This is a genomic window from Halomonas cibimaris (assembly GCF_055379665.1).
Map to the genome: position 1 here is coordinate 1,058,712 of NZ_AP043828.1, position 22,064 is coordinate 1,080,775.

17 protein-coding genes and 2 pseudogenes are annotated in these 22,064 nt (G+C 62.0%); 10 read left to right on the forward strand and 9 right to left on the reverse strand.

The annotated features are described in order from the left end of the window. Positions 1-13 precede the first annotated feature (13 nt). Both ACZ415_RS04840 and mgtE read left to right on the forward strand, forming a co-directional pair. Positions 14-436 (forward strand): F0F1 ATP synthase subunit epsilon, encoded by a 423-nt coding sequence (locus ACZ415_RS04840; RefSeq protein ID WP_344701865.1) that lies wholly within the window; start codon positions 14-16, stop codon positions 434-436. A 145-nt stretch (positions 437-581) separates the two neighbouring features. Next, positions 582-2,000, forward strand: coding sequence for a magnesium transporter (gene mgtE / locus ACZ415_RS04845; RefSeq protein WP_344701867.1), 1,419 nt, complete (start codon positions 582-584; stop codon positions 1,998-2,000). A gap of 9 nt (positions 2,001-2,009) precedes the next feature. On the opposite strand, the gene ACZ415_RS04850 is transcribed toward mgtE, so the two are convergent. Further along, a complete protein-coding gene (locus tag ACZ415_RS04850) occupies positions 2,010-3,191 on the reverse strand; it encodes a cation diffusion facilitator family transporter (RefSeq protein WP_344701869.1) in 1,182 nt (393 codons plus the stop codon). Positions 3,192-3,398: 207 nt separating this feature from the next. Here ACZ415_RS04850 and ACZ415_RS04855 point away from each other — a divergent pair, with 207 nt between their 5' ends. From ACZ415_RS04855 to ACZ415_RS04880, 6 genes are all read left to right on the forward strand, one after another. Further along, positions 3,399-4,199 carry an undecaprenyl-diphosphate phosphatase gene (locus ACZ415_RS04855; RefSeq protein WP_344701872.1) on the forward strand — a complete coding sequence of 267 codons (801 nt, stop codon included), beginning with the start codon at positions 3,399-3,401 and terminating at the stop codon, positions 4,197-4,199. Between the two features lie 51 nt (positions 4,200-4,250). Then, a complete protein-coding gene (locus ACZ415_RS04860) occupies positions 4,251-5,354 on the forward strand; it encodes an FAD:protein FMN transferase (protein WP_344701874.1) in 1,104 nt (367 codons plus the stop codon). Positions 5,355-5,358: 4 nt separating this feature from the next. Continuing rightward, positions 5,359-6,726 (forward strand): bifunctional UDP-N-acetylglucosamine diphosphorylase/glucosamine-1-phosphate N-acetyltransferase GlmU, encoded by a 1,368-nt coding sequence (glmU, locus tag ACZ415_RS04865; protein ID WP_344701876.1) that lies wholly within the window; start codon positions 5,359-5,361, stop codon positions 6,724-6,726. A 32-nt stretch (positions 6,727-6,758) separates the two neighbouring features. Continuing rightward, positions 6,759-8,591, forward strand: coding sequence for a glutamine--fructose-6-phosphate transaminase (isomerizing) (glmS, locus tag ACZ415_RS04870; protein ID WP_344701878.1), 1,833 nt, complete (start codon positions 6,759-6,761; stop codon positions 8,589-8,591). Between the two features lie 141 nt (positions 8,592-8,732). Next, a complete protein-coding gene (locus tag ACZ415_RS04875) occupies positions 8,733-9,242 on the forward strand; it encodes a TnsA endonuclease N-terminal domain-containing protein (RefSeq protein WP_344701880.1) in 510 nt (169 codons plus the stop codon). A 66-nt stretch (positions 9,243-9,308) separates the two neighbouring features. Continuing rightward, positions 9,309-10,298 (forward strand): IS481 family transposase, encoded by a 990-nt coding sequence (locus ACZ415_RS04880; RefSeq protein ID WP_017428936.1) that lies wholly within the window; start codon positions 9,309-9,311, stop codon positions 10,296-10,298. Between the two features lie 261 nt (positions 10,299-10,559). Here ACZ415_RS04880 and ACZ415_RS04885 read toward each other — a convergent pair whose 3' ends face one another. Beyond that, positions 10,560-11,978, reverse strand: a complete 1,419-nt coding sequence (locus ACZ415_RS04885; RefSeq protein ID WP_464387719.1) for an IS1380 family transposase — start codon at positions 11,976-11,978, stop codon at positions 10,560-10,562. A gap of 214 nt (positions 11,979-12,192) precedes the next feature. Between ACZ415_RS04885 and ACZ415_RS04890 the strand changes: the two genes are divergently transcribed. After that, a protein-coding gene (locus tag ACZ415_RS04890) for an IS630 family transposase (protein ID WP_464387722.1) occupies positions 12,193-13,205 on the forward strand; the annotation gives its coding sequence in 2 pieces (ribosomal slippage) (positions 12,193-12,577 and positions 12,577-13,205; 1,014 coding nt in all). A gap of 192 nt (positions 13,206-13,397) precedes the next feature. Here ACZ415_RS04890 and ACZ415_RS04895 read toward each other — a convergent pair. Together ACZ415_RS04895 and ACZ415_RS04900 are read right to left on the reverse strand one after the other, a co-directional pair. After that, positions 13,398-13,529: pseudogene (locus ACZ415_RS04895) on the reverse strand (IS3 family transposase); the annotation flags it as partial. Between the two features lie 235 nt (positions 13,530-13,764). Then, positions 13,765-15,183 (reverse strand): IS1380 family transposase, encoded by a 1,419-nt coding sequence (locus ACZ415_RS04900; RefSeq protein ID WP_464387768.1) that lies wholly within the window; start codon positions 15,181-15,183, stop codon positions 13,765-13,767. A gap of 207 nt (positions 15,184-15,390) precedes the next feature. Here ACZ415_RS04900 and ACZ415_RS04905 point away from each other — a divergent pair, with 207 nt between their 5' ends. After that, a complete protein-coding gene (locus tag ACZ415_RS04905) occupies positions 15,391-16,224 on the forward strand; it encodes a tetratricopeptide repeat protein (protein ID WP_344703322.1) in 834 nt (277 codons plus the stop codon). 139 nt (positions 16,225-16,363) lie between these two features. Here the strand turns inward: ACZ415_RS04905 and ACZ415_RS04910 are convergent, their stop codons facing one another. The 5 genes and pseudogenes from ACZ415_RS04910 to ACZ415_RS04930 all read right to left on the reverse strand — a co-directional run bounded on the left by ACZ415_RS04910 (position 16,364) and on the right by ACZ415_RS04930 (position 22,044). Next, on the reverse strand, positions 16,364-17,044 hold the full coding sequence (locus tag ACZ415_RS04910; protein WP_464387769.1) for an anaerobic ribonucleoside-triphosphate reductase activating protein: 681 nt from the start codon (positions 17,042-17,044) through the stop codon (positions 16,364-16,366). Positions 17,045-17,148: 104 nt separating this feature from the next. Then, positions 17,149-17,310 (reverse strand): anaerobic ribonucleoside-triphosphate reductase, encoded by a 162-nt coding sequence (gene nrdD, locus ACZ415_RS04915; RefSeq protein WP_017428931.1) that lies wholly within the window; start codon positions 17,308-17,310, stop codon positions 17,149-17,151. A gap of 48 nt (positions 17,311-17,358) precedes the next feature. Then, entirely contained in the window at positions 17,359-19,083 is a 1,725-nt protein-coding gene (locus ACZ415_RS04920) for a ribonucleoside triphosphate reductase (RefSeq protein ID WP_344703325.1), read from the reverse strand. A gap of 746 nt (positions 19,084-19,829) precedes the next feature. Beyond that, positions 19,830-21,053 (reverse strand): annotated as a pseudogene (locus ACZ415_RS04925) (ISL3 family transposase). 418 nt (positions 21,054-21,471) lie between these two features. Beyond that, positions 21,472-22,044, reverse strand: coding sequence for a cytochrome b (locus ACZ415_RS04930; RefSeq protein ID WP_311883922.1), 573 nt, complete (start codon positions 22,042-22,044; stop codon positions 21,472-21,474). Positions 22,045-22,064: the final 20 nt, after the last annotated feature.

Consider the following 22,064-nt stretch of genomic DNA (forward strand, 5'->3'; position numbering starts at 1 on the left):
AGGGAGGTTCGCCATGGCGAATAGCGTTAATTGCAACATCGTCAGTGCCGAGGCGGCCATCTACTCGGGCACTGTCGAGCAGGTGATTGCCTCCGGCACGGCGGGCGATCTCGGCATTCTGCCGGGGCACGCCCCGCTGCTGACGTCGCTGAAGCCGGGACCGGTACGTGTGAAGCTTGAAGACGGCCGCGAAGAAAACTTCTTTGTTTCCGGCGGCTTCATGGAAGTTCAGCCCGATGTGGTGACGGTGCTTGCGGACTCGGCCATTCGCGCCGACGACATTGACGAGGCCGCCGCTGAAGAGGCCCGTCGCGAAGCGCTCAGGCTGCTCAACGAAAAAACCGCGGAGCTTGACTATACTCGGGCATCGGCAGAGCTTGCTGAGGCGGTGGCCAAGCTGCGTACCATCCAGCAGCTGCGCCACCAGAGCCGCTAGCCCAAAAGCGGCGCCGGCTCTGCGCCCCTCGGTTCCTTGCGGAGCCGGGGGGCGCTTTTTTTGTCTGTTAATATAGCGCAGGGAGCTGACAAAATCGGCTCTGTGCAGCCCCTGCCACTCCTGACTGCCGCGCGGAGGACTCTTTATGGCGCTTGATGACAAAACGCTGGACGCGTTGAAAAATGATCTGCTCACGCGCTACGTGAGCGCCGCGCAGCAAGACGGCGCGGCGCCGGCAGAGACGCCGGATCGCGCCGCCGAGCGGCTGGGCGAGATTCGCTCGCCGGATATCGGCGAGATACTGGAGGCCCTGATTGAAGACGACGGCGCGCTGGAGGCCGCCGTGGCGACGCTGGCGCTGCTGGAAAACGATCGTGCGGCCAACGTGCTGGGCTATTTGCCCGGTGACCACCAGCTGGCCATCGTCGGCGCGCTGGACGATGCCCAGGCGCTCAAGCTTTTGGAAGAGATGGGCTCGGACGAGCGCGCTGACCTGTTCAACCTGTTGGGGGACGACCGCCGCGAAGCGCTGCTGCGGCGCATGGCGCGCAAGGAGCGTGAAGACCTCAAGCGTCTGGCAAGCTACGAGGAAGGCTGTGCCGGCGCCATCATGACCTCTGACTATGTGGCCATAGCCAGTGGCATGACGGTGTCTCAGGCGCTGATGCGCGTACGCCAGACCGCCCCGGATGCAGAGACGGTGTATCAGCTCTACGTGCTGGCGGCGGACGGCGAGCTTATCGGCACCATGTCGCTGCGCCAGCTGATGGTGGCCCCTCCCGGTGCGGTGGTGGATGACATCATGATTCGCGATGTCATCCAGGCCACGGTGGACGAGCTGCAGGAAGAGGTGGCGCGCAGCGTCGCCCGCTACGACCTGATTGCCCTGCCGGTGACCGACGGCGACAATCGCATGGTGGGGATTGTCACCCACGACGACGCCATGGACGTGGCCGAGTTCGAGGCCACCGAGGATATCCACAAGGGAATGTCCATCGGCCAGCTGGAAGAAGGCGTCAGCCGCGTACCGCTGTGGACCCTGTACCGCAAGCGCGTGCTGTGGCTGGTGCTGCTGGTGTTTGCCAACCTGTTTTCCGGGGCGGGCATCGCCTACTTTGAAGATACGATCGCCGCCCAGGTGGCGCTGGTGTTTTTCCTGCCGCTTTTGATCGGCAGCGGCGGCAACGCTGGTGCCCAGGCGGCGACGCTGATGGTGCGCGGCATGGCCACCGGCGATGTGGGTGTGAAGGACTGGGGCAAGATGCTGGGCCGCGAGCTATTGGTGGCCGGCTCGCTGGGGCTGACCATGGCCCTTGCGGTGGCCCCCATCGGCATTATGCGCGGCGGCAATGCGGTGGCCCTGATCGTTGCGGCTAGCATGATTACCATTGTGCTGTTCGGCAGCCTTTTGGGCATGTGTCTGCCGTTTGTGCTTGAACGTTTCAAGCTCGACCCGGCCACGGCCTCGGCGCCGCTGGTGACAACGGTGATTGACGCCACCGGCGTGGTGATCTATTTCAGCATTGCCACCACGGTGCTCGCCGGCGCCGGCGCCGGCGGCTAGCGCACAGCACTAGCCGGCAGCGCTGCTGGTGGCCCGGGTAATCAGCAGCACTTCCACGTGGCCCAGCCAGGCCACGTCGCCGGCCCGGGCCTTGAGCTGGCTGGCCAGGCACTGGGGCGGGAGGTGGATGTGATCGCCAACGATCAGCGAGACCGACACCTTGCCGCCCAGGTAGTGCAGCTGCAGCTCGGTGCAGGTGCGCCATACCGGATTGGCGTGCCAGCGCGCGTCCAGCGTGGCCTCGACCTCCGGGCGCAGCGGCAGGCCGGGAAAGCGGCTGGGATCGCCTTCGCCGGCGTCGTCTTCAGGGTCGATGTGAAAGGTCACGTCGGTCAGCGCGGGGAAGGCGTGGCGCAGCCGGCGGCTGACTTCGTTGCCGATTTCGTGGGCTTCCGAGACGCTTACCCGGCGGGCGACGACCACGTGTAAATCCACGATGACCCAGCCGGCGGATTGGCGGGTGCGCAGGTCGTGTACGCTTTCCACGCCCGGCACCCCCTTTGCCACGTCGTGCATCTGGCGCTGGGCGTCGTCGGGCAGGGCGGTGTCGACCAGCTCCCGGGCGGAGTCCCAGAGCAGATCCCAGCCCACCTTGCCAACCATCAAGCCAACAATAACGGCGGCCACGGCGTCCACCCAGCCCAGGCCGAACTGGGCGGCCACCATCGCTGCCAGCACCACCACGGTGGACAGCGCGTCGCTTCTGGCGTGCCAAGCGTTGGCTTCCAGCAGTTTTGACCGGATGCGTTTGGCCACGCGCATGGTGTAGCGGAAAATCCACTCCTTGGCGATCAGCGCCAGCCCGGCAAGCACAATCGCCCAAAGGCCGGGTGCGGCGACCGTTCGCCCGCTGAACAGCCGCTCCAGGCTTGACCAGGCAATGCCCCCGGCAACAAAGATCAGCACGCTGCCCAACAGCAGCGTGGTCAGCGTCTCGATGCGGCCGTGGCCGTACTGGTGGTCGTGATCCGGCCCCTGGCGGCCGTAGTGAATCGCGGCGAGCACAAAGCCGTTGGTCACCAGATCGGAAAGCGAGTGGACGCCGTCAGCGATCAGCGCTGCCGATCCGACCCAAAAGCCCACAATCATCTTGGCCAGGCTCAGTACCCCATCAAGCCAGGCGCCGACGTGGGTGACGTGCTTGGCGGCGCGGCTTTGTTCGTTTTGCGGCAAATCGGCAGGAGAGCTCATGGCGACCCGGTGGCGGCGGCCGTTGCCGGCCGCGCTTGGCGTTTGACAGACAGCGGCCAGTGTAACGCATCGCCGCCGGTAGGACACAGGGCGGACAACGCCGCGGCAGACGTGTATTCTTGAGCGCCGGTAGCCGCCTGCGCGCTGGCAGGCGGCTGATTCGTTTCACGTATTCGGGCGTTGCCCGCTGACTTTTACAGGTGTCCGATGGATTGGCTACAGGTCATCGTGCTGGCCGCGGTGCAGGGATTTACCGAGTTTCTCCCGGTTTCCAGCTCGGCTCACCTGATCTTGATACCCGCGCTTACGCCCTGGGGCGATCAGGGACTGGCGTTTGACGTGGCCCTGCATCTGGGCAGTTTGCTGGCCGTGATGGCGTATTTTCGCCGCGATCTCGCGGCGATGGGGCGTAGCAGCCTGGCCGCGATGGCCGGCCGCGGCGTCGATGCCGAGGCGCGGCTGGCGCTTGCCGTGGTGCTGGCAACGCTGCCGGTGTGTGCCATCGGCTTTGTGCTGCACGACGTTATCGAAGGCCAGCTGCGCGTAACGCCGGTGATCGCCGCGGCGATGATCGGCTTTGGCCTGCTGCTGGGCTATGCCGACCGCGGCGGTAACGGGCGTCGCGACGAATATAGCCTGCGCGGCCGTGACATCGCCATTATCGGCCTGGCCCAGGCGCTGGCGCTGATTCCCGGCACCTCGCGCTCAGGCATCACCATGACCGCCGCACTGCTGCTGGGCCTGGGCCGGGAAGCGGCGGCGCGATTTTCGTTTCTGCTGTCGATTCCGGTCATTGTTCTTGCCGGCGGCATGGAGGCGATGACGCTAAGCCGCCAGGCGGCGCCCATCGACTGGTCGGCGCTTGCGTGGGGCACGGTGCTGGCGGGCATCAGCGCTTATTTCTGCATTCGCCTGTTTCTGGCAGTGATTACGCGCCTGGGCATGCAGCCTTTCGTTGTGTACCGCCTGGTGCTGGGCGTGTGGCTGCTGTGGCTGTTTTACGGCTAGACAATGAACGGCCCGGCAAAAACGACAGCAAGTAAGGCAAAGGGAGCGCTTATGCGATATCTCACGTTGCGCGCGCTGGCCGCGGGGCTGGGGCTGGCCCTGCTGGCGCTGGCGAGCGGCTGCGACAGCGCGCCGCCGGCGTCGTCGCCTGTGCGCTTTCAGGGCAGCGTATTCGGTACGTTTTACCAGGTTACGGTGAACGCGGCGCTGACCCAAGATGAGCGCAATGCCCTGGAAGCAGGCTTTCTTGACGAGCTGGAGCAGGTGGACAAGACCATGTCCACCTACCGTGACGACAGCGACCTCGTGGCGTTCAACCGCGCCCCGCTTGGCGAGTGGCAAACGCTGCCGGCGGCGCTGATCGAAGTGATGGCGCTTGGCCAGCAGGTGGCCCGGCAAAGCGGCGGCGCCTTTGACGTCACCGTTGGCGGGCTGGTCAACCTGTGGAGCTTCGGCCCTGAAGCCCGGCCGCAGGAAATCCCCGCGGACGACGTGCTGGCCGCCCGGCTGCGCCAGATCGGCTTTGAGGCGCTGGACGTGGACGAGCCGGCCCGCCGCGCCCGGCGCGAACGCGACGTGTTTGTCGATCTTTCCGCCGTGGCCAAGGGCTACGCCACCGATCGCGTCGCTGCGTACCTGGACGCGCAGGGCATCGAGCACTACCTGGTGAACCTGGGCGGCGATCTGATCACGCGCGGATACCGCAATCCCGACGAGCACACGCCTTGGCGCATCGGCATCGAAAAGCCCCGGGCGAGCGGGCGCAGCGCCCAGTACGTGATTCCGCTGTCGGGCATGTCGGTGGCCACCTCCGGTGACTACCGCCACTATTTCGAGCAGGACGGTCAGCGCTTCTCCCACACCGTTGACCCGCGCACCGGCCGGCCGATTACCCATTCGCTGGCCTCGGTGACCGTGGTGGATCCGTCCAACGCCCGGGCGGATGCCTGGGCCACGGCGATGACGGTGCTGGGCGCAGAAGACGGCATGGCGCTGGCGCGCAGGCTGGATCTTCGGGTCTTGATGCTGGTACGCGAAGGCGACGGCTGGCAGAGTCTGGCAAGCCCGGCGTTTGCCGAATTCATCGGCGAGGCGTTCATGGCCGACCACACCATCCCGGTGGCAGACGAAGCCACCGCCGAGACACAAGGATAATGTCATGCACGACGAGCTGGATATTGTCGTTCTCGCCGCCGGCAAGGGCACGCGCATGCGCTCGCGGCTTCCCAAGGTGCTGCATCCGCTGGCCGGCAAGCCCATGGTGCGCCACGTACTGGACACGGCGGCGGGCCTGAACCCCCAGCGCACCCAGGTGGTGATCGGCCACGGCGCCGAGGCCATGCGCGAAGCGCTGGCCGAGCAGGCGGTACACTTTTGCCTGCAGGCCGAACAGAAAGGCACCGGCCACGCCGTGGCGCAAGCCCTTGAACAGCTTGGCCACGGCAAGGTGCTGGTGCTTTACGGCGACGTGCCGCTGATCCGCCGGGAAACCCTGGCCGCGCTGCTGGCGCGGGTGGATGATCAGCACATGGGGCTTTTGACCGTGGAGATGGAAAACCCCGACGGCTACGGGCGCATCAAGCGCGACGCCGCCGGCAGCGCCGTGGCAATCGTCGAGCAAAAAGACGCAAGCCCCTCTGAGCTGACCCTGACCGAGTGCAACACCGGCATCATGGCCATGACCGCCGCCCAGCTCAAGCGCTGGATGCCCAGGCTTTCCGACGACAACGCCCAGGGCGAATACTACCTCACCGACGTGATCGCCATGGCCGCCGCCGACGGGGTCACGGTGGCCACCGCCCAGCCGGCCAGCACGGTGGAAGTGCAGGGCGTGAACAACCGCGCCCAGATGGCCGAGCTTGAGCGCGCCTGCCAGCGCGCCCGGGCCGAGCGGCTGATGGCCGACGGTGTAGCCCTTGCCGACCCCGCACGGATCGACGTGCGCGGCAGCCTCACCTGCGGCCACGACGTGTTCATTGATGTGGGCTGCGTGTTTGAAGGCGACGTTAGCCTGGGCGAGGGCGTGCGCGTGGGGCCTTACTGCGTGCTCAAAAACGCCACCGTAGGCGCGGAAAGCGTGATTGAAAGCCACAGCGTGCTGGAGCAGTGCGTGGCCGCCGGGCGCAACGCCATCGGCCCTTACGCGCGGCTGCGCCCGGGCACCCGGCTGGCGGTGGCCGCCCGGGTGGGCAACTTTGTCGAAACCAAAAACGTTGATGTGGGCGAGGCCAGCAAAATCAACCATCTAAGCTACGTCGGCGACGCGACTGTGGGGCGCGACGTGAACATCGGTGCGGGGACGATCACCTGCAACTACGACGGGGCCAACAAGCACCGCACGCATATTGATGACGATGCCTTTATCGGCTCCAACAGTGCGCTGGTAGCGCCGGTCAGCGTAGGCCGGGGTGCCACCGTGGGCGCCGGCTCGACCATCGCCCGAGACGTCGCCGATAAGGCGCTGGGCATTACCCGGGCGCCCCAGCGCGAAAAAGCGAACTGGCCACGTCCCAACAAGCGCGATTAATACGCCAATCGGGTTTTACAAGGAGAAACGCTATGTGTGGCATTGTCGCCGCCGTTGCCCAGCGCAACGTTCAGGGCATTTTGCTGGAAGGCCTCAAGCGGCTGGAATACCGCGGCTACGACTCTGCCGGCATGACGGTGATGCACAAAAGCGCGCTGACCCGCCACCGCACCGTGGGCAAGGTCGCCGCGCTGGACGAGTGCCTGGCAAACGCGCCGCTGCCGGGCAAGGCCGGCATTGCCCACACCCGCTGGGCGACCCACGGCAAGCCCACCGCGGCCAACGCCCACCCCCATCACAGCGATGATCAGGTGGCGGTGGTACACAACGGCATCATCGAAAACTTCGAGGGGCTCAAGCGCGAGCTGGAAGCCGCCGGCTATGCGTTCAGCTCGCAAACCGACACCGAAGTCATCGCCCATCGACTGGCCGATACGCTTGCCGGCGGCGCGACGCTGTTTGACGCGGTGCAGCACACCGTACGCACCCTGGGCGGCGCCTATGCGCTGGGCGTGATGAGCCCGCGCGAGCCCGGCGTGGTCATCGGTGCCCGCCAGGGCAGCCCGCTGGTGGTGGGTGTGGGCATCGACGAGGCCTTTCTGGCCTCGGACCCGCTGGCGCTTTTGCAGGTCACCGATCGCTTTATCTACCTGGAAGAGGGTGATCTGGTCGAGCTTAAAAACGGCGGCCGAATCCGCATTGTCGACCGCGACGGCCAGACCGTCGAGCGCCCGGTGCATATGTTTGAATACGCCGACGGCGCGGCGAGCAAGGGAAACTACCGCCACTTCATGCTCAAAGAGATTTTCGAGCAGCCCGCCGTGATCGGCGCCGCGCTGGAAGGCCGGCTGGGCGAGGCAAGCGCGCTGGCGGAAAGCTTTGGCCCTGAAGCACCTGCGCTGTTTGCCCAAACCCGCCAGATTCAGCTCATTGCCTGCGGTACCAGCTACCACGCCGGGCTGGTGGCACGTTACTGGCTGGAACGCTACGCCGGCGTGCCGGTGCAGATCGAGGTGGCCTCGGAGTTTCGCTACCGCCACCCGGTGGTGGCCGACGGCACGCTGTTTGTGACGCTTTCCCAGTCCGGCGAGACCGCCGATACCCTGGCAGCGCTGCGCTTTGCCAAGGCCCTGGGCTATGTCGGCTCGCTGGCCATCTGCAACGTGCCGGGAAGCTCGCTGGTGCGCGAATCCGACCTGGCGCTGATGACCCGGGCCGGCCCCGAGATCGGCGTGGCGTCCACCAAGGCCTTCACCACCCAGCTGATCGCGCTGATGCTGTTGACGCTGGCGGTGGGCAAGGGCCGGGCGTCTGCCGGTGAACAGGCCGAGATCGTCGCCGCGCTGAAAACGCTGCCGGATATCTGCCGGCAGGTGCTGGCGCTGGACGGCGATATTGAAACGCTCGCCCAGGCCTTTGCCGAAAAACGCCACGCGCTGTTTCTCGGCCGCGGCGCGCATTTCCCCGTTGCGCTGGAAGGCGCGCTCAAGCTCAAGGAAATTTCCTACATTCACGCCGAAGGCTACCCGGCAGGCGAGCTCAAGCACGGGCCGCTGGCGCTGGTGGACAGCGAAATGCCGGTGATTTCCGTCGCCCCCAACGACGCCCTGCTGGAAAAGCTCAAATCCAACCTCCAGGAAGTGCGCGCCCGGGGCGGGGAGCTGTTTGTCTTCGCCGATGAAGGCGTGGGCATCGACGATAGCGAAGACGACGTTACCGTGCTCTATCTGCCCCCGGTCCACGAGGCCCTGGCACCGCTGCTTTATACGCTGCCGCTGCAGCTATTGAGCTATCACGTCGCCGTGCTCAAGGGCACCGACGTTGACCAGCCGCGCAACCTGGCCAAGTCGGTGACGGTGGAATAGGGCACGGGCGCGCTCGTACTGGCGCTGTGGGATGGTAATAAAGTCAGTAACTAGGGAAAAAAGTTGGTACCTTATAAATAGAGTTGGTAACAGGCACCCAATGTGGCAAAGTCAGGCTATTCTCCTCAAGGGGTATAGGGAATGGCCAGCTGCAAGCTAGACAAAAAAACGGAAAAATGGATTAAAGAAGAGCGCGGCAAAGGTAGCGGTAGTGATTACCGCCCTTGGTTGACGGTCAGAAATCTATCCTCCAAGGGGCGCTCGCACAGGGTGATGGGACACCTTACCGGGCGAACCCATCATTTTTTTTCTGATACAGAACTGGCAGCCTTCCTGTTGCTTGAATGGAACCCCGCAGTTACCGACATCCGCGAGCAATTTCCTCTCCGAATAGAAGACACTCTAACAATCGCTGACGAAGCCAACATTCGCCACCCCGAGGTAGGCGGATACCATCAGGTTATGTCCAGCGATTTCGTCGTTGATCTCTCCATGCCAACCGGGCCACAGAGGTTGGCCATTCAGGTGAAAGTCTCTACCGACTTGATGGATCCGCGAACTGTTGAAAAGCTCGAGATTGAGCAACGGTACTGGAAGCTTAAAGGGATTCCCTGGTATTTGATAACTGTAGGGTCCCTGATGATCAAATGAGTGATAGAAGTTACCCTCTGCTGATAGCAAGAGAGCTTCTACAGCAGTTCATCCGGGAGCAGAGACATGGACATCAAGCTGCATAAGCAGGCCACCACCACACCAAAGATCCGTGCTGACATCCAGGCAGCGCCCGCCAGCATCAGCGATAGCGAGTTGGCGCGCCAGTACGGTGTTGGTGATTCGACGATACGCCGTTGGCGGTACCGCGACGATGTTCATGATCGGTCCCATACACGCCATAACCTGCTGGCTACGCTCACGTCCGAGCAGGAGGAAGTGCTGATCGCCGCTCGCGAGTTCCTGCGCCTCGGTCTGGATGACTTGCTCGTCGTGGCACGTGAGTTTCTGAATCCTCGGTTGTCACGCTCCGGCTTGCATCGCATGCTTAAGCGCCGTGAGGTGCCGACACTCGCGGAACTGGCCCGTCAGGATGCCGGAGATGATGGCAAGCCTCGGCACAAGCCCTTCAAGGACTACGAGCCTGGGTATGTGCATGTCGATATCAAGCACCTGCCCCAGATGCCCGACGAGGAGCAAAAGCGCTACCTATATGTTGCCATCGACCGTGCCACACGTTGGGTCTATCTGGAAGTCAGGCGCAGCCAGTCCGCCAGGGATGCCAAGGCGTTCATGAAGTGTGTGGAGGAAAAGGCGCCCTTCACGATCCAGACGGTGCTGACTGACAACGGCAAGTCGTTCACCGATCGCTTCACGCGGGCAGGTGAGCGCAGGCCCAGCGGCCGCCATCCCTTCGATCTGGAGTGCCAGGCCCATGGTATCGACCATCGCCTGATCAAGCCGGGAAGGCCGCAGACGAACGGTATGGTAGAACGGTTCAACGGCCGCATCAGCGACGTGCTGGCCACCCGGCGCTATACCTCAGGCGAGGATCTGGAGCAGACGCTCAAACGCTACGCTTGGCTGTACAATCACCACATCTCGCAGAAGGCACTGCATCATCAATCACCGATTGCGGCGATGAAGGAGTGGCAGGCCAAGCGACCTGAGTTATTTACCAAGCGGGTTGTTAATCACACGGGACCCGACAGATAACTGAAAAGCAGATGCCTCATACCATAATCCCGGCTTATTCACCGGAACGCTGATTGGGCATCCTGAAGCCCCGGGGAGCCGGTAGCTCGTCGCCGAACGCCGATTTCGAGACGGCATCGTCTTCCGGTGACGCTCTGTCCGGCTGTTATCGCCGTTATTCAGCCCCTTCCCTGCCTTGTCGTCGGTCATCCGGCCAGCCGGAACCGCCGGTCATCGACAGGACCGGCGTCTCACTCTCTTGCTTATGCGACCGCTGAGGCGTCAGCGCAACGCCGTCAGTTTTGGTAGCCCTTTCAGCAGAGTCGGCCACCATTTATCGGCTGCGGCGCCGAGGTGGACCGTGATACGTCGGGCGTGGAGGATCAGGGTGGCGGCCACCTTGAGGACCTGCTCTCGCATCCGGATCAGGCTCCAGCCCTGTCGGGTTTGCCGTTCCAGCACGCAACGCAGACCATGCAGCACCTGATAGGCGTAAAGGCTCAGCAGAAGACTCGCCTCGTTGCGATCCATCACGTTCTGCTCGGTAGAGGCGCCGCGATCCGTCGACGAGAGGTGGACATCCAGCGCCGACTTGACCTCGCCCATGTGCGCCTCGGCGCTGCCGCGCTTGCGGTACAGCGATAACACCTTTTCCGGCGGCCAGTGGTACCGACTCAGGTTGGTCACCAGGAAAAAAGCGTGGAGCAACAGGTCATCGGGGCGTTCCTGAACCACCAGCACGACGCGCCGTGGCGCGGGCCAGCTGTCGGCCCGGTATTCAAGGTCATGGCACCATTCCCGGGGCTGGTCCGGGGGTCGGCCGGGCGGCCGCTTGAGATACGGCGCCGCCAGCGTCTGAAGGGTGTTGTTGCTGCGCAGCCGGCCCAGGTACGCGATATCACGCTCTTCCATGGCCAGCAGCGTATCGTTGCCGGTAAACCCGGCATCGATACGCACTGTCACTGTCGCACCGGTGCCTTCATTGAGGCGCCGTACCAGGTGAGGGATCCAGGTATCGGCGTTCTCGGCAGGGCCCGCGTTACCCTCGCGCAGCAGGCCGCCGACCATGTCACCGGTTTCGGCCAGCGAGGCCACCAGCGGCGAATAAATGCGTGTGCCGTACAGCCCGTGAAAGGCCGACCCGCCCTGACGACCATGGACCTCGATCGGCAGGCCGTCGATGTCCAGCGTCAGGTTATCGGGCTGCTCGCCGTGGTTCAGCGATGCCAGGCGCCAGATCGCCAGGCGCAACAGGCCTTCATGCACGGTATCGATGTTGTCATGACTCCCAAGGCACGCCAGCAGCCGCGACAGCGTCGCCTGCGACGGACGGTCCTGTGCCAGAGGCGTCATTCCGCGTGCATCGCTGCACGCCAGCTGCCAGAGCGGATCGTGACGCAGCGTGTCGGTATCGTCCAGGTCGATCCACCCCATGGCGCGCTGCAACACGACGGTTCGCAGCTGGCTGGCCAGGGAATGACGAATACGCAGTGGATCACGCCGGTCGACCAGGCTTTCTTCCAGCGCCTGGATAACACCGCTGTTGTCGAGGGCTTCACGCAGCAGCAAGGCGCCGCTGTCGCTGGTGGTGCGGTGGCCGCTTAGCTCGGCCCGAACAGAACCATTGCAGGAAGGCGTCCACGACGATAATCTTTCACCCATGGCGAGAGGTCCTCTTGAATCAAGTTCTGGCTGGAACATCCTGATTCTACAAGAGAAACCCCTCGCCATCTTTATTTTCAAGCCAGCCTCATGAATAAGCCGGGATAATGGAGAATCTGGATCTTCTTTACTCAGCACGTGTACAAAGCGAAAGCATGGAAGTGTTGCTTCAAAGCTTGCCGATCTAAGTGCCTGATCCAAAATATTCGTGCATAATGGGTGCCCAAATTTCTGACAAAAAGCGGACAGAATAATGGCAAGGCGCTTCGTCGAATCACTATCTGAATCTGAACTGCACACGCTGCTTTCTGCTTATCACCATGGTGAGAAGTGCGCTCTGCGCCGTCGTGCCCATGCTATTTTGCTGAGTGATCAGGGTCATACAATCAACCAAATCAGTGAGATACTGCAGGTTCGCCGTGATGCCGTATCCATATGGCTCAAGAAGTGGGAAGTGTCGGGCCTCGACGGGTTGATCGACAAGCCACGGAGTGGACGCACACCGGCCCTAGATGATGCGGACCATCAGCGGCTACAGGAGCTGGTCGCTGAGCAACCCCATCAGCTTCGCTCCTTGCATGCCCGCTTTCAGGAAGAAACGGGGAAAATTGTTAGCCTGATCACGCTTCGTAGAGCGCTAAAAAAAACGGTTTCAGCTTCAAACGGATCCGGCATTCGCTGAAGGAACGGCGCAACGAAACGGATTTCCGCAACACCCAAGGCCTCATCAAGGTACTTCAGCAATGGGAAGATCTCGGTGACCATGAGCTCTACTATTTTGATGAATCAGGCTTTTCACAGTCGTCGTCAGTCCCTTACGCCTGGAGCCCTGTCGGCGAACCATGTGAGATAACGGCCTACTCACATAGCCGAAGGCTGAACGTGCTGGGATTCCTCAGCCGAGCGGGGAAATTGGTTTATCACACGACGACTGAGTCGGTCACCACGCAAATTGTTATCGAGGCGTTCGATCAGTTTGTGGCGCAGAAAGATCCCGATACCTTTGCTGTCGTGGTGCTTGATAACGCCAGCATGCATCGCTCCAAGGCCTTCAGGCGGAAGATACTTGAGTGGATGTCGCATCGCGTGCACCTGGTTTACCTATCGGCTTACTCACCAGAGCTGAACTTGATTGAGATACTGTGGCGGCAAATGAAGTATGCATGGTTGCCGCTGGGAGCCTATCTCTCTTTTGATCGCCTCTGTGATGAGGTACACCGCCTACTTGGTGGTTATGGCACTGAATACGCGATTAATTTTGAATAAGCACTTACGAAATGGTGGATTCAAATAAAGAATACGACCATCGCTGCCATGCGGGATGGTTGAAATTCTGTTGATCCCGAAGAAAATAAGAGCAAATGGAATAACTGCTTTTAATGCAAGTTCAATCATGGAGAGTGACATAGGCTCAGGACTCATTCCGGTGTTCTGGTCAAGTCGTAGCGGACACTTTTATTAAGCTGCTTCGGCGATTTTTTCTATTTCCCTTGGCGCTTGGTAGCCAAGAGTGGAGTGCAGCCGGCAGCTGTTGTACTCCATCTCGATATAGGTCACGACGTCGCGTCTCGCTGACTGGCGGGTCCCGTACCCCCGGCTTATTCACCGGAACGCTGATTGGGCATCCTGAAGCCCCGGGGAGCCGGTAGCTCGTCGCCGAACGCCGATTTCGAGACGGCATCGTCTTCCGGTGACGCTCTGTCCGGCTGTTATCGCCGTTATTCAGCCCCTTCCCTGCCTTGTCGTCGGTCATCCGGGCAGCCGGAACCGCCGGTCATCGACAGGACCGGCGTCTCACTGTCTTGCTTATGCGACCGCTGAGGCGTCAGCGCAAAGCCGTCAGTTTTGGTAGCCCTTTCAGCAGAGTCGGCCACCATTTATCGGCAGCGGCGCCGAGGTGGACCGTGATACGTCGGGCGTGGAGGATCAGGGTGGCGGCCACCTTGAGGACCTGCTCACGCATCCGGATCAGGCTCCAGCCCTGTCGGGTTTGCCGTTCCAGCACGCAACGCAGACCATGCAGCACCTGATAGGCGTAAAGGCTCAGCAGAAGACTCGCCTCGTTGCGATCCATCACGTTCTGCTCGGTGGAGGCGCCGCGATCGGTCGACGAGAGGTGGACATCCAGCGCCGACTTGACCTCGCCCATGTGCGCCTCGGCGCTGCCGCGCTTGCGGTACAGCGATAACACCTTTTCCGGCGGCCAGTGGTACCGACTCAGGTTGGTCACCAGGAAGAAGGCGTGGAGCAACAGGTCGTCGGGGCGCTCCTGAACCACCAGCACGACGCGCCGTGGCGCGGGCCAGCTGTCGGCCCGGTATTCAAGGTCATGGCACCATTCCCGGGGCTGGTCCGGGGGTCGGCCGGGCGGCCGCTTGAGATACGGCGCCGCCAGCGTCTGAAGGGTGTTGTTGCTGCGCAGCCGGCCCAGGTACCCGATATCACGCTCTTCCATGGCCAGCAGCGTATCGTTGCCGGTAAACCCGGCATCGATACGCACTGTCACTGTCGCACCGGTGGCTTCATTGAGGCGCCGTACCAGGTGAGGGATCCAGGTATCGGCGTTCTCGGCAGGGCCCGCGTTACCCTCGCGCAGCAGGCCGCCGACCATGTCACCGGTCTCGGCCAGCGAGGCCACCAGCGGCGAATAAATGCGTGTGCCGTACAGCCCGTGAAAGGCCGACCCGCCCTGACGACCATGGACCTCGATCGGCAGGCCGTCGATGTCCAGCGTCAGGTTATCGGGCTGCTCGCCGTGGTTCAGCGATGCCAGGCGCCAGATCGCCAGGCGCAACAGGCCTTCATGCACGGTATCGATGTTATCGGGCCCTCCGAGGCAGGCCAGCAGCCGCGACAGCGTCGCCTGCGACGGACGGTCCTGTGCCAGAGGCGTCATCCCGCGTGCATCGCTGCACGCCAGCTGCCAGAGCGGATCGTGACGCAGCGTGTCGGTATCGTCCAGGTCGATCCACCCCATGGCGCGCTGCAACACGACGGTTCGCAGCTGGCTGGCCAGGGAATGACGAATACGCAGTGGATCACGCCGGTCGACCAGGCTCTCTTCCAGCGCCTGGATGACACCGCTGTTGTCGAGGGCTTCACGCAGCAGCAGGGCACCGCTGTCGCTGGTGGTGCGGTGGCCGCTTAGCTCGGCCCGAACAGAACCATTGCAGGAAGGCGTCCACGACGATAATCTTTCACCCATGGCGAGAGGTCCTCTTGAATCAAGTTCTGGCTGGAACATCCTGATTCTACAAGAGAAACCCCTCGCCATCTTTATTTTCAAGCCAGCCTCATGAATAAGCCGGGCTAAGGGGTGTAAATAGCGTACGGAGACACTGCCAGAGCGAACGACGCCGCCCAGACCCCTGACACGCAGCGGCCAAGGAAAACAAAGCACCGGGGAAATGGCTCTCCTGGGAAGACTCCACCAGGCGGGCAAGGAGGCATGATGGAGCTGGATACCGTGTTACGGGCCCTGCTGTGTGTCAGCCCCGTGATCGCAGGGGTGGTATTGGTGATCTACGCCCGTTCGCTTACTGGCGTTAACGGGTTCGACGACCTCAGTCAGAGCGATACTAAACACCGCGCTGAACAAGGCGATGCCCAAGCGCAGAACAATTTTGGCGCCATGTACCTCAACGGCAGGGGCGTTTTTCCTCGGAACACCACTAAAGCTGCTGAGTGGTTCCGCCAAGCCGCGGAACAGGGCCTTGCCTCCGCGCAGCACAATCTGGGCGTCATGTACCACAACGGCATAGGAGTTCCCCAAGACTACACCCAGGCTGCTGAGTGGTTCCGCCAGGCCGCGGAACAGGACTTTGCCGCCGCGCAGTACAATCTAGCCGTCATGTACGACAAAGGCAGGGGCATCCCCCAGGACGACACCCAAGCCGTCGAGTGGTACCACCAGGCGGCGGAACAGGGTTTTGCCGGCGCGCAGCACAATTTGGGCGTCATGTACGTCAACGGCAGGGGCGTCACCCAGGACGACACCCAAGCTGTCAAGTGGTACCGCCAGGCCGCGGAACAGGGCATTGCCGACGCGCAGCACAACCTGGGCATTATGTACCTCAAAGGCGAGGGTGTTTCCCAGGACGATACTCAAGCCGCTGAATGGACTCGCCAGGCCGCGGAACAGGGCATTATCGAGGCGCAATTCGGTCTCGGCTTGTTATATGGCGAAGGCAGGGGCGTTCCCCAGAACTACACTCAAGCCATCAAGTGGTTCTTCCGGGCGCAGCGGAACAGGGCCTTGCAGAAGCTCAAAAAAATCCTGACATGAGGGACGACCAGGATCAGAGCCTGGTTTTCCAGCATTTTCTCGGCGCTGCTGTCCCAGCGATCCGTGGTGGAGACGATCAGCCACTTGCTGAAAATGACAGTAACGGCGAGCAGGCGTCGAAAGAGGCTCCGCAACCGAACTAAACCACTCCTTCGCGCAGCTCCAGGTGTTGAAAGGCAGGCTGCAGGCGATGCACGAGATCGTGCAGCTCGGCAGTCGTCGGGGCCGTTGTCACCGGTTGAGTGTAGGCTTCTTCCAGACACTGCTGAGGGCGTGCCATCTGGATAGCATAATGCGTCACTCCCTGCGCCGACAGCGATAGGGCCAAATCGCGTAGCGATGCCAGGGTCCAGTCGCGCCAGTGGACGGTCGTGCGGCACTCGAAGGCGACATCGCTGGCCAGTAGCTGGGCCAGACTCTCCCGATGGGCAGCAGCCATACCGCGTCGGCCGACAATGACGTCGAAGTTTTCGGCGCTACCCTTCACGTCCAGCCCCACCCAGTCGAGCCAGGGCAGCAGCGCCTTCAGGCGCCGGGGATAAACGCCGGCAGTGTGCAACCCGACCCTGAAGCCCAGGGCGCGAACCCGCGCGGCGGCCAGCGGCAAATCAGCATGCAGCATAGGCTCGCCGCCGCTGAACACGACGCCTTCCAGCAAGCCACGGCGCCTGTCAAGGAAGGCCTCGATCTCCGCCCACTCATCGGGCTTGGCCTTTCTCGGTTCGAGCATCTGCGGGTTATGACAGTAGCCGCAGCGCAAGGGGCAGCCCTGCAGGAAAACCACGCAGGCGAGGTGGTCGGGATAGTCCAGGGTGGTCATGGGTGTCAGGCCGGCCACAGGCAACTGCGGCCGACGGGATTCAATGGGGGACATAGCGGCAAATTCCGACCGGACGCCCGCAGGCGTCCGGCGTGGTGGTGGGTTTAACGGGTGGTGGCGTGCTCCCGGAAGTGGCAGCGCTCGTAGTGTTCGGACTGCTTGCCGTGGTTGAACTGGCTGACCGGGCGGTGATAGCCCATCACCCGAGTCCAGATTTCGCAGCGCTGACGCTGTTCGGTGGGCAGGGTTTCGGTGGAGTGGTTCATGAAAAGCTCCTCTTTACGATGATGACCCGTTCACGGGTCGGCAATGCCTCAGGCCGGGGTATCGGCCTGGGAGGCGCGCTGTGCCAGAAGGGCGTCGTCGCACTTCGGGCAGAACTCGTGTTCGCCGGCCAGATAGCCGTGCACCGGACAGATCGAGAAGGTCGGCGTCACGGTGAGATAGGGGAGGTGAAAGCTCGATAGAGCGGTGTGGACCAGCTTCCTGCAGGCGCTGGCCGAAGAGAGCCGCTCGCGCATGTAGAGATGCAGCACGGTGCCGCCGGTATAGCGCGTCTGCAGCGGATCCTGGTGGATCAGCGCCTCGAAGGGATCGTCGGTATGGCCTACCGGCAGCTGGCTGGAGTTGGTGTAGTAAGGCGCCTGGGCCGTCCCGGCCTGCAGAATACCGGGAAAGCGCTTGGCGTCCTCCTTGGCGAAACGGTAGGTGGTCCCCTCGGCCGGGGTTGCCTCCAGGTTGTAGAGGTGACCGGTGCTCTCCTGGAACTCACGCATCCGCTCACGCACATGCTCCAACACCTCGACCGCCAGCTGCTGTCCCTCAGGGTCGGCGATATCGTAGTAATCGTCGCTGATATTGCGCGCCATCTCGTTGAGGCCGTTTACCCCCAGGGTCGAGAAATGATTGTGCAGCGTGCCCAGGTAGCGTTGGCTGTAGGGATAAAGGCCGCCGTCCATCCACTTCTGGATGCATTCGCGCTTGATCTCCAGGCTGTCGCGGCCCAGCTCGAGCAGCCGGTCCAGCTCGGCATAGAGCCCCGCCCGGTCACCGGCAAAGCGGTGGCCCAGGCGTGCGCAGTTGATCGTCACCACGCCCAGCGAGCCGGTCTGCTCGGCGCTGCCGAACAGGCCGTTGCCGCGCTTGAACAGCTCGCTGAGATCCAGCTGCAGCCGGCAGCACATGGAACGCACCATGTGCGGCTCCAGGTCCGAGTTGAGGAAGTTCTGGAAGTACGGCAGGCCGTACTTGGCGGTTAGCGCAAAGAGCCGCTCGGCGTTGTCGCTGTGCCAGTCGAAGTCGTGCGTGATGTTGTAGGTGGGGATCGGAAAGGTGAACGTCCGGCCGCGGCAGTCCCCTGCCTCCATCACCTCCAGATAGGCGCGGTTGAGCAGGTCCATCTCGGCCTGCAGCTCGCCGTAGGTGAAGGGTTGCTCCTGGCCGCTGATGACCGGCACCTGGTCGCGCAGGTCCGCCGGGCAGACCCAGTCGAAGGTCAGATTGGTGAACGGCGTCTGGCTGCCCCAGCGCGAGGGCACGTTGAGGTTGTAGATGAACTCCTGCACCGCCTGCTTCACTGCCGGGTAGTCGAGCCGGTCGAGGCGCACGAAGGGCGCCAGATAGGTGTCGAAAGAGCTGAACGCCTGGGCGCCGGCCCACTCATTCTGCAAGGTGCCGAGGAAATTGACCATCTGCCCCAGGGCACTGGAAAGGTGCCGGGGCGGCGCGCTCTCTGCCCGGCCCGGCACGCCATTGAAGCCTTCGGTCAGCAGGGTGCGCAGCGACCAGCCGGCGCAGTAGCCGCTGAGCATATCCAGATCGTGGATATGCAGGTCGCCCTCGCGATGGGCGTCGCCCACCGCGGCGGGGTAGACCTCGTCCAGCCAGTAGTTGGCGATCAGCTTGCCCGAGGCGTTGAGAATCAGCCCGCCCAGGGAATAGCCCTGATTGGCGTTGGCATTGACGCGCCAGTCGGCGCGCTGCAGATATTCATTGATCGTCGATGCCACCCCGACGGTACCAGGCTGCGGGCTTTCCATGGAGCACTCCTTCACTGACCGGATTTCTATATATGGTATCAAGCATAAACAAAAACACCATATGTTGTGCCTATGGAGTCTAGGTACTTCCCGGCGGCAAAAAAATGATCCAGGTCATTAATAGGCGGGTGAGAGGGATTCGCACTTCTTGCCTGCCTGTCAGAAACCATCCCGGCAGTCCTTCGGACGGGCGCGCCGTTCTGCTTGCGCTGGCAACCTATGGGAAGCGAGTCCCGGAGTCTCTGGAACGTTTGCACGACGAGTTTGCCCAGTGATCATTATCGGGAGACGATTGCGCTAGCTCATCGGGTGAGGCATCCGGTGTGCAGCGGATTTGTTAACGAAACGTGTCAGCAGACCTCTGCACGATCCTCGAAATTGTTCAGAACTCCTGTGCACGATGCAGACTGTCCGGGAAACACTCGGCTATCGGACACCCGCACAGGTGTTTCTGGGAGAATACTCAGGAGCCTTGGATACTGCAGGTGCTGCGCTTATTGTTTGAATTCAATATCATCTGCTAAAGATGCTATTAAAAAAATGGGTTTAAATATTTAATTACAATTAACTCAACTTCTCGCATTGCCAATACGCCGGATTTTTATGAGACACTATTGTCTGGAGCCAAAGTTATACCAAATGCCTCCTCCCCAGCTCAAAGATAAAACACGTTGAGTAACGAGCGACTCAAGATATTAGCTGTCGGGTTCCGCGTGATTGACGGCTCTTTTGGGTTCTTCGTCACTTCATGTGGATTGAGTGTGATTCAGCATGCGCCCCACAGGGCTACCGATCAGATAGATCATGGCGATGAAGTTGGCCTCGTTCCGATAGCCGCGTGCACGTGACCTGGCGGCCAGGAACAGACCGTTCATGCCTTCCAGGTGCGGTTGGTCAGGCCGGAGAGCCAGCGCCTTACCACCTGCTCGGCATCTCGTTCCAGCGTATTCAGGGCTTTCGCCATCGGTTTCAGGAGCGCGTTGTCGGCCACTGCAACGCGCATCACGTTCAGGTAGTGGGTGATCCGCCAGCGAGCGCCTCGTGGCGTCGGCGCCTGTTGGATCCACCTCAGCTTCTCCTTGATGATCCAGGCTTCCGCCGTGGCGCTACGGTCACTTACTAGCTCCTGGAGGGCGGTGACCTGGTTGGCTGTCAGGTTGCCGGCCTCGGTGTTCTTCAGCACCGCCCAGCGCAGTGCCTTGGGATGAGTTTGTTGGCGGCGCTCTCGCTTGCGGACCTCGTCCAGGGGCCTTGGTGAAAGTCTGCACGATGTGGAACCAGTCGACCGTCATTTCGGCGCTGGGCAGGTGCTCGGCCACGCTACTCAGGAAGGCCTGGGACATGTCACAGACGACTTCGACCACGTTGTCCGGGTCGCCGCCTGGAAGGCGCTGAAGGCCTCGATGGCGGCTTGCCATGGCCAGGCACAGCACAGATCACCGGCTCCTGAGGACGCTGCATGTCAAGGAGCACGGTGACATGGCGCTGGCCGCGTCGTGAGGCCGTCTCATCCAGGCCGGTAGCCGCGACCTCGGACAGCATCCGTCCCACATAGTAGTGCACGATGCGCCACAGGCGCTTGTCGGCAATCTCCAGCTGCCGGGAGACGGCCAGCACCGGCATCTCCTTGATCAGCGATATGGCAGCCTGCTCGAACAACAGGGTAAAGTCACTGCCGGGCCGTGCCCAGGGCACCTCGATGCGCTTGACACCATGCTCTTGGCACTTGGGACGCGTGCATGCAGATAGCAGTGGTGCTGGAAGAAGTTCAGATGCCGCCAGGTCTTGTCGGCGAAGTCATGGGCCGGGCAGGCCTGGCCGTACTCCGGGTAAGGGTAGAGGCTGCCTCGCTCAGCCTCGACATAGGGGTCCAGGCGATGAGGCGACACGGCGGTATCCAGGTGCTGGTCCTTGAGAACCCAGAGCGCTTCAAGGCCCAGGCCGAGGGGTAGAATCTGAGTGCCGTCCATGCTCTATCTCCTGTCCATGTGGAGGTCATATCCTGGCCCGGCTCAGGGGCGAATTCCACATCCAGCGACGAAGAGCCCCTTTTCATGGCAGTAGGCGCCCATCTCGGCTTCTGATGGGGGCCGTTTCAATCACCATGGCCAACTTGGCATCGGCCGACCATTCGTCTCCGGTTTTACGCTTGCCAGGCACAGACATTCCTTGTTGTCGGCATGTTTTCAGCCAACCATACAGGGTTGATCCTCGATGTCTGCTTCGGCGGCGACCGACGCCACACTACGGTTGTCTAGCGGCAACAATTGCTTTAGCACTACGGCCTTGCGTTCCTCGGAATAATGTGGCATGAACCATCCTATGCTGCCCATTCTGAGGTTAATTCAGGCGAAATCGCCAACTGGACAACTAAGCTGACAGAGGGGGTTACTTTGTTCCGTTATTCGGACTCCGCAGCGACGATCTTGCAGTCATGCGCTGGAGCGTATCGTCATGTTTGACGAAATGGTGATACAGCGCCGCTCCCAAATGGCCGAGTACCAGGGCCACGAATAGCCAGGAAATCGGCGCGTGCGATTCGCCTAGCATGATCGCCCAGGACATTTCCGTCTCGCGCTCGGCGAGAAGCTGGAGGCCGAAAAACCCCAGGGAATGGCCCTCGCCCACCATGATCAGAATGCCCGTCACCGGCATCAGTATCATGCAAACATAGAGCAAGAGATGCCCGCCTTTCGCCATCAGCTGCATGGCATGACGACCGCGGAGCTCTGGGCGATGTTCCCGCTGCCCCAGCATCCAGAGGACCCGCAGTGACACCAGAACGAGCAGTAGCAGCCCGATATCGACGTGCCAAGGAACGATGGTGTTGCCGATCCAGTGTTCACCGTCATTGATGTAGCCGCCGAGCGCCATGAACTGGGCGATGATGAGAAGCGCCATCGCCCAATGAAACAAAAGACTGACAGCGCCATAACGCCGGCGAGTATCGTGATAAGTCATTGATGCCTCCTATTACAGAT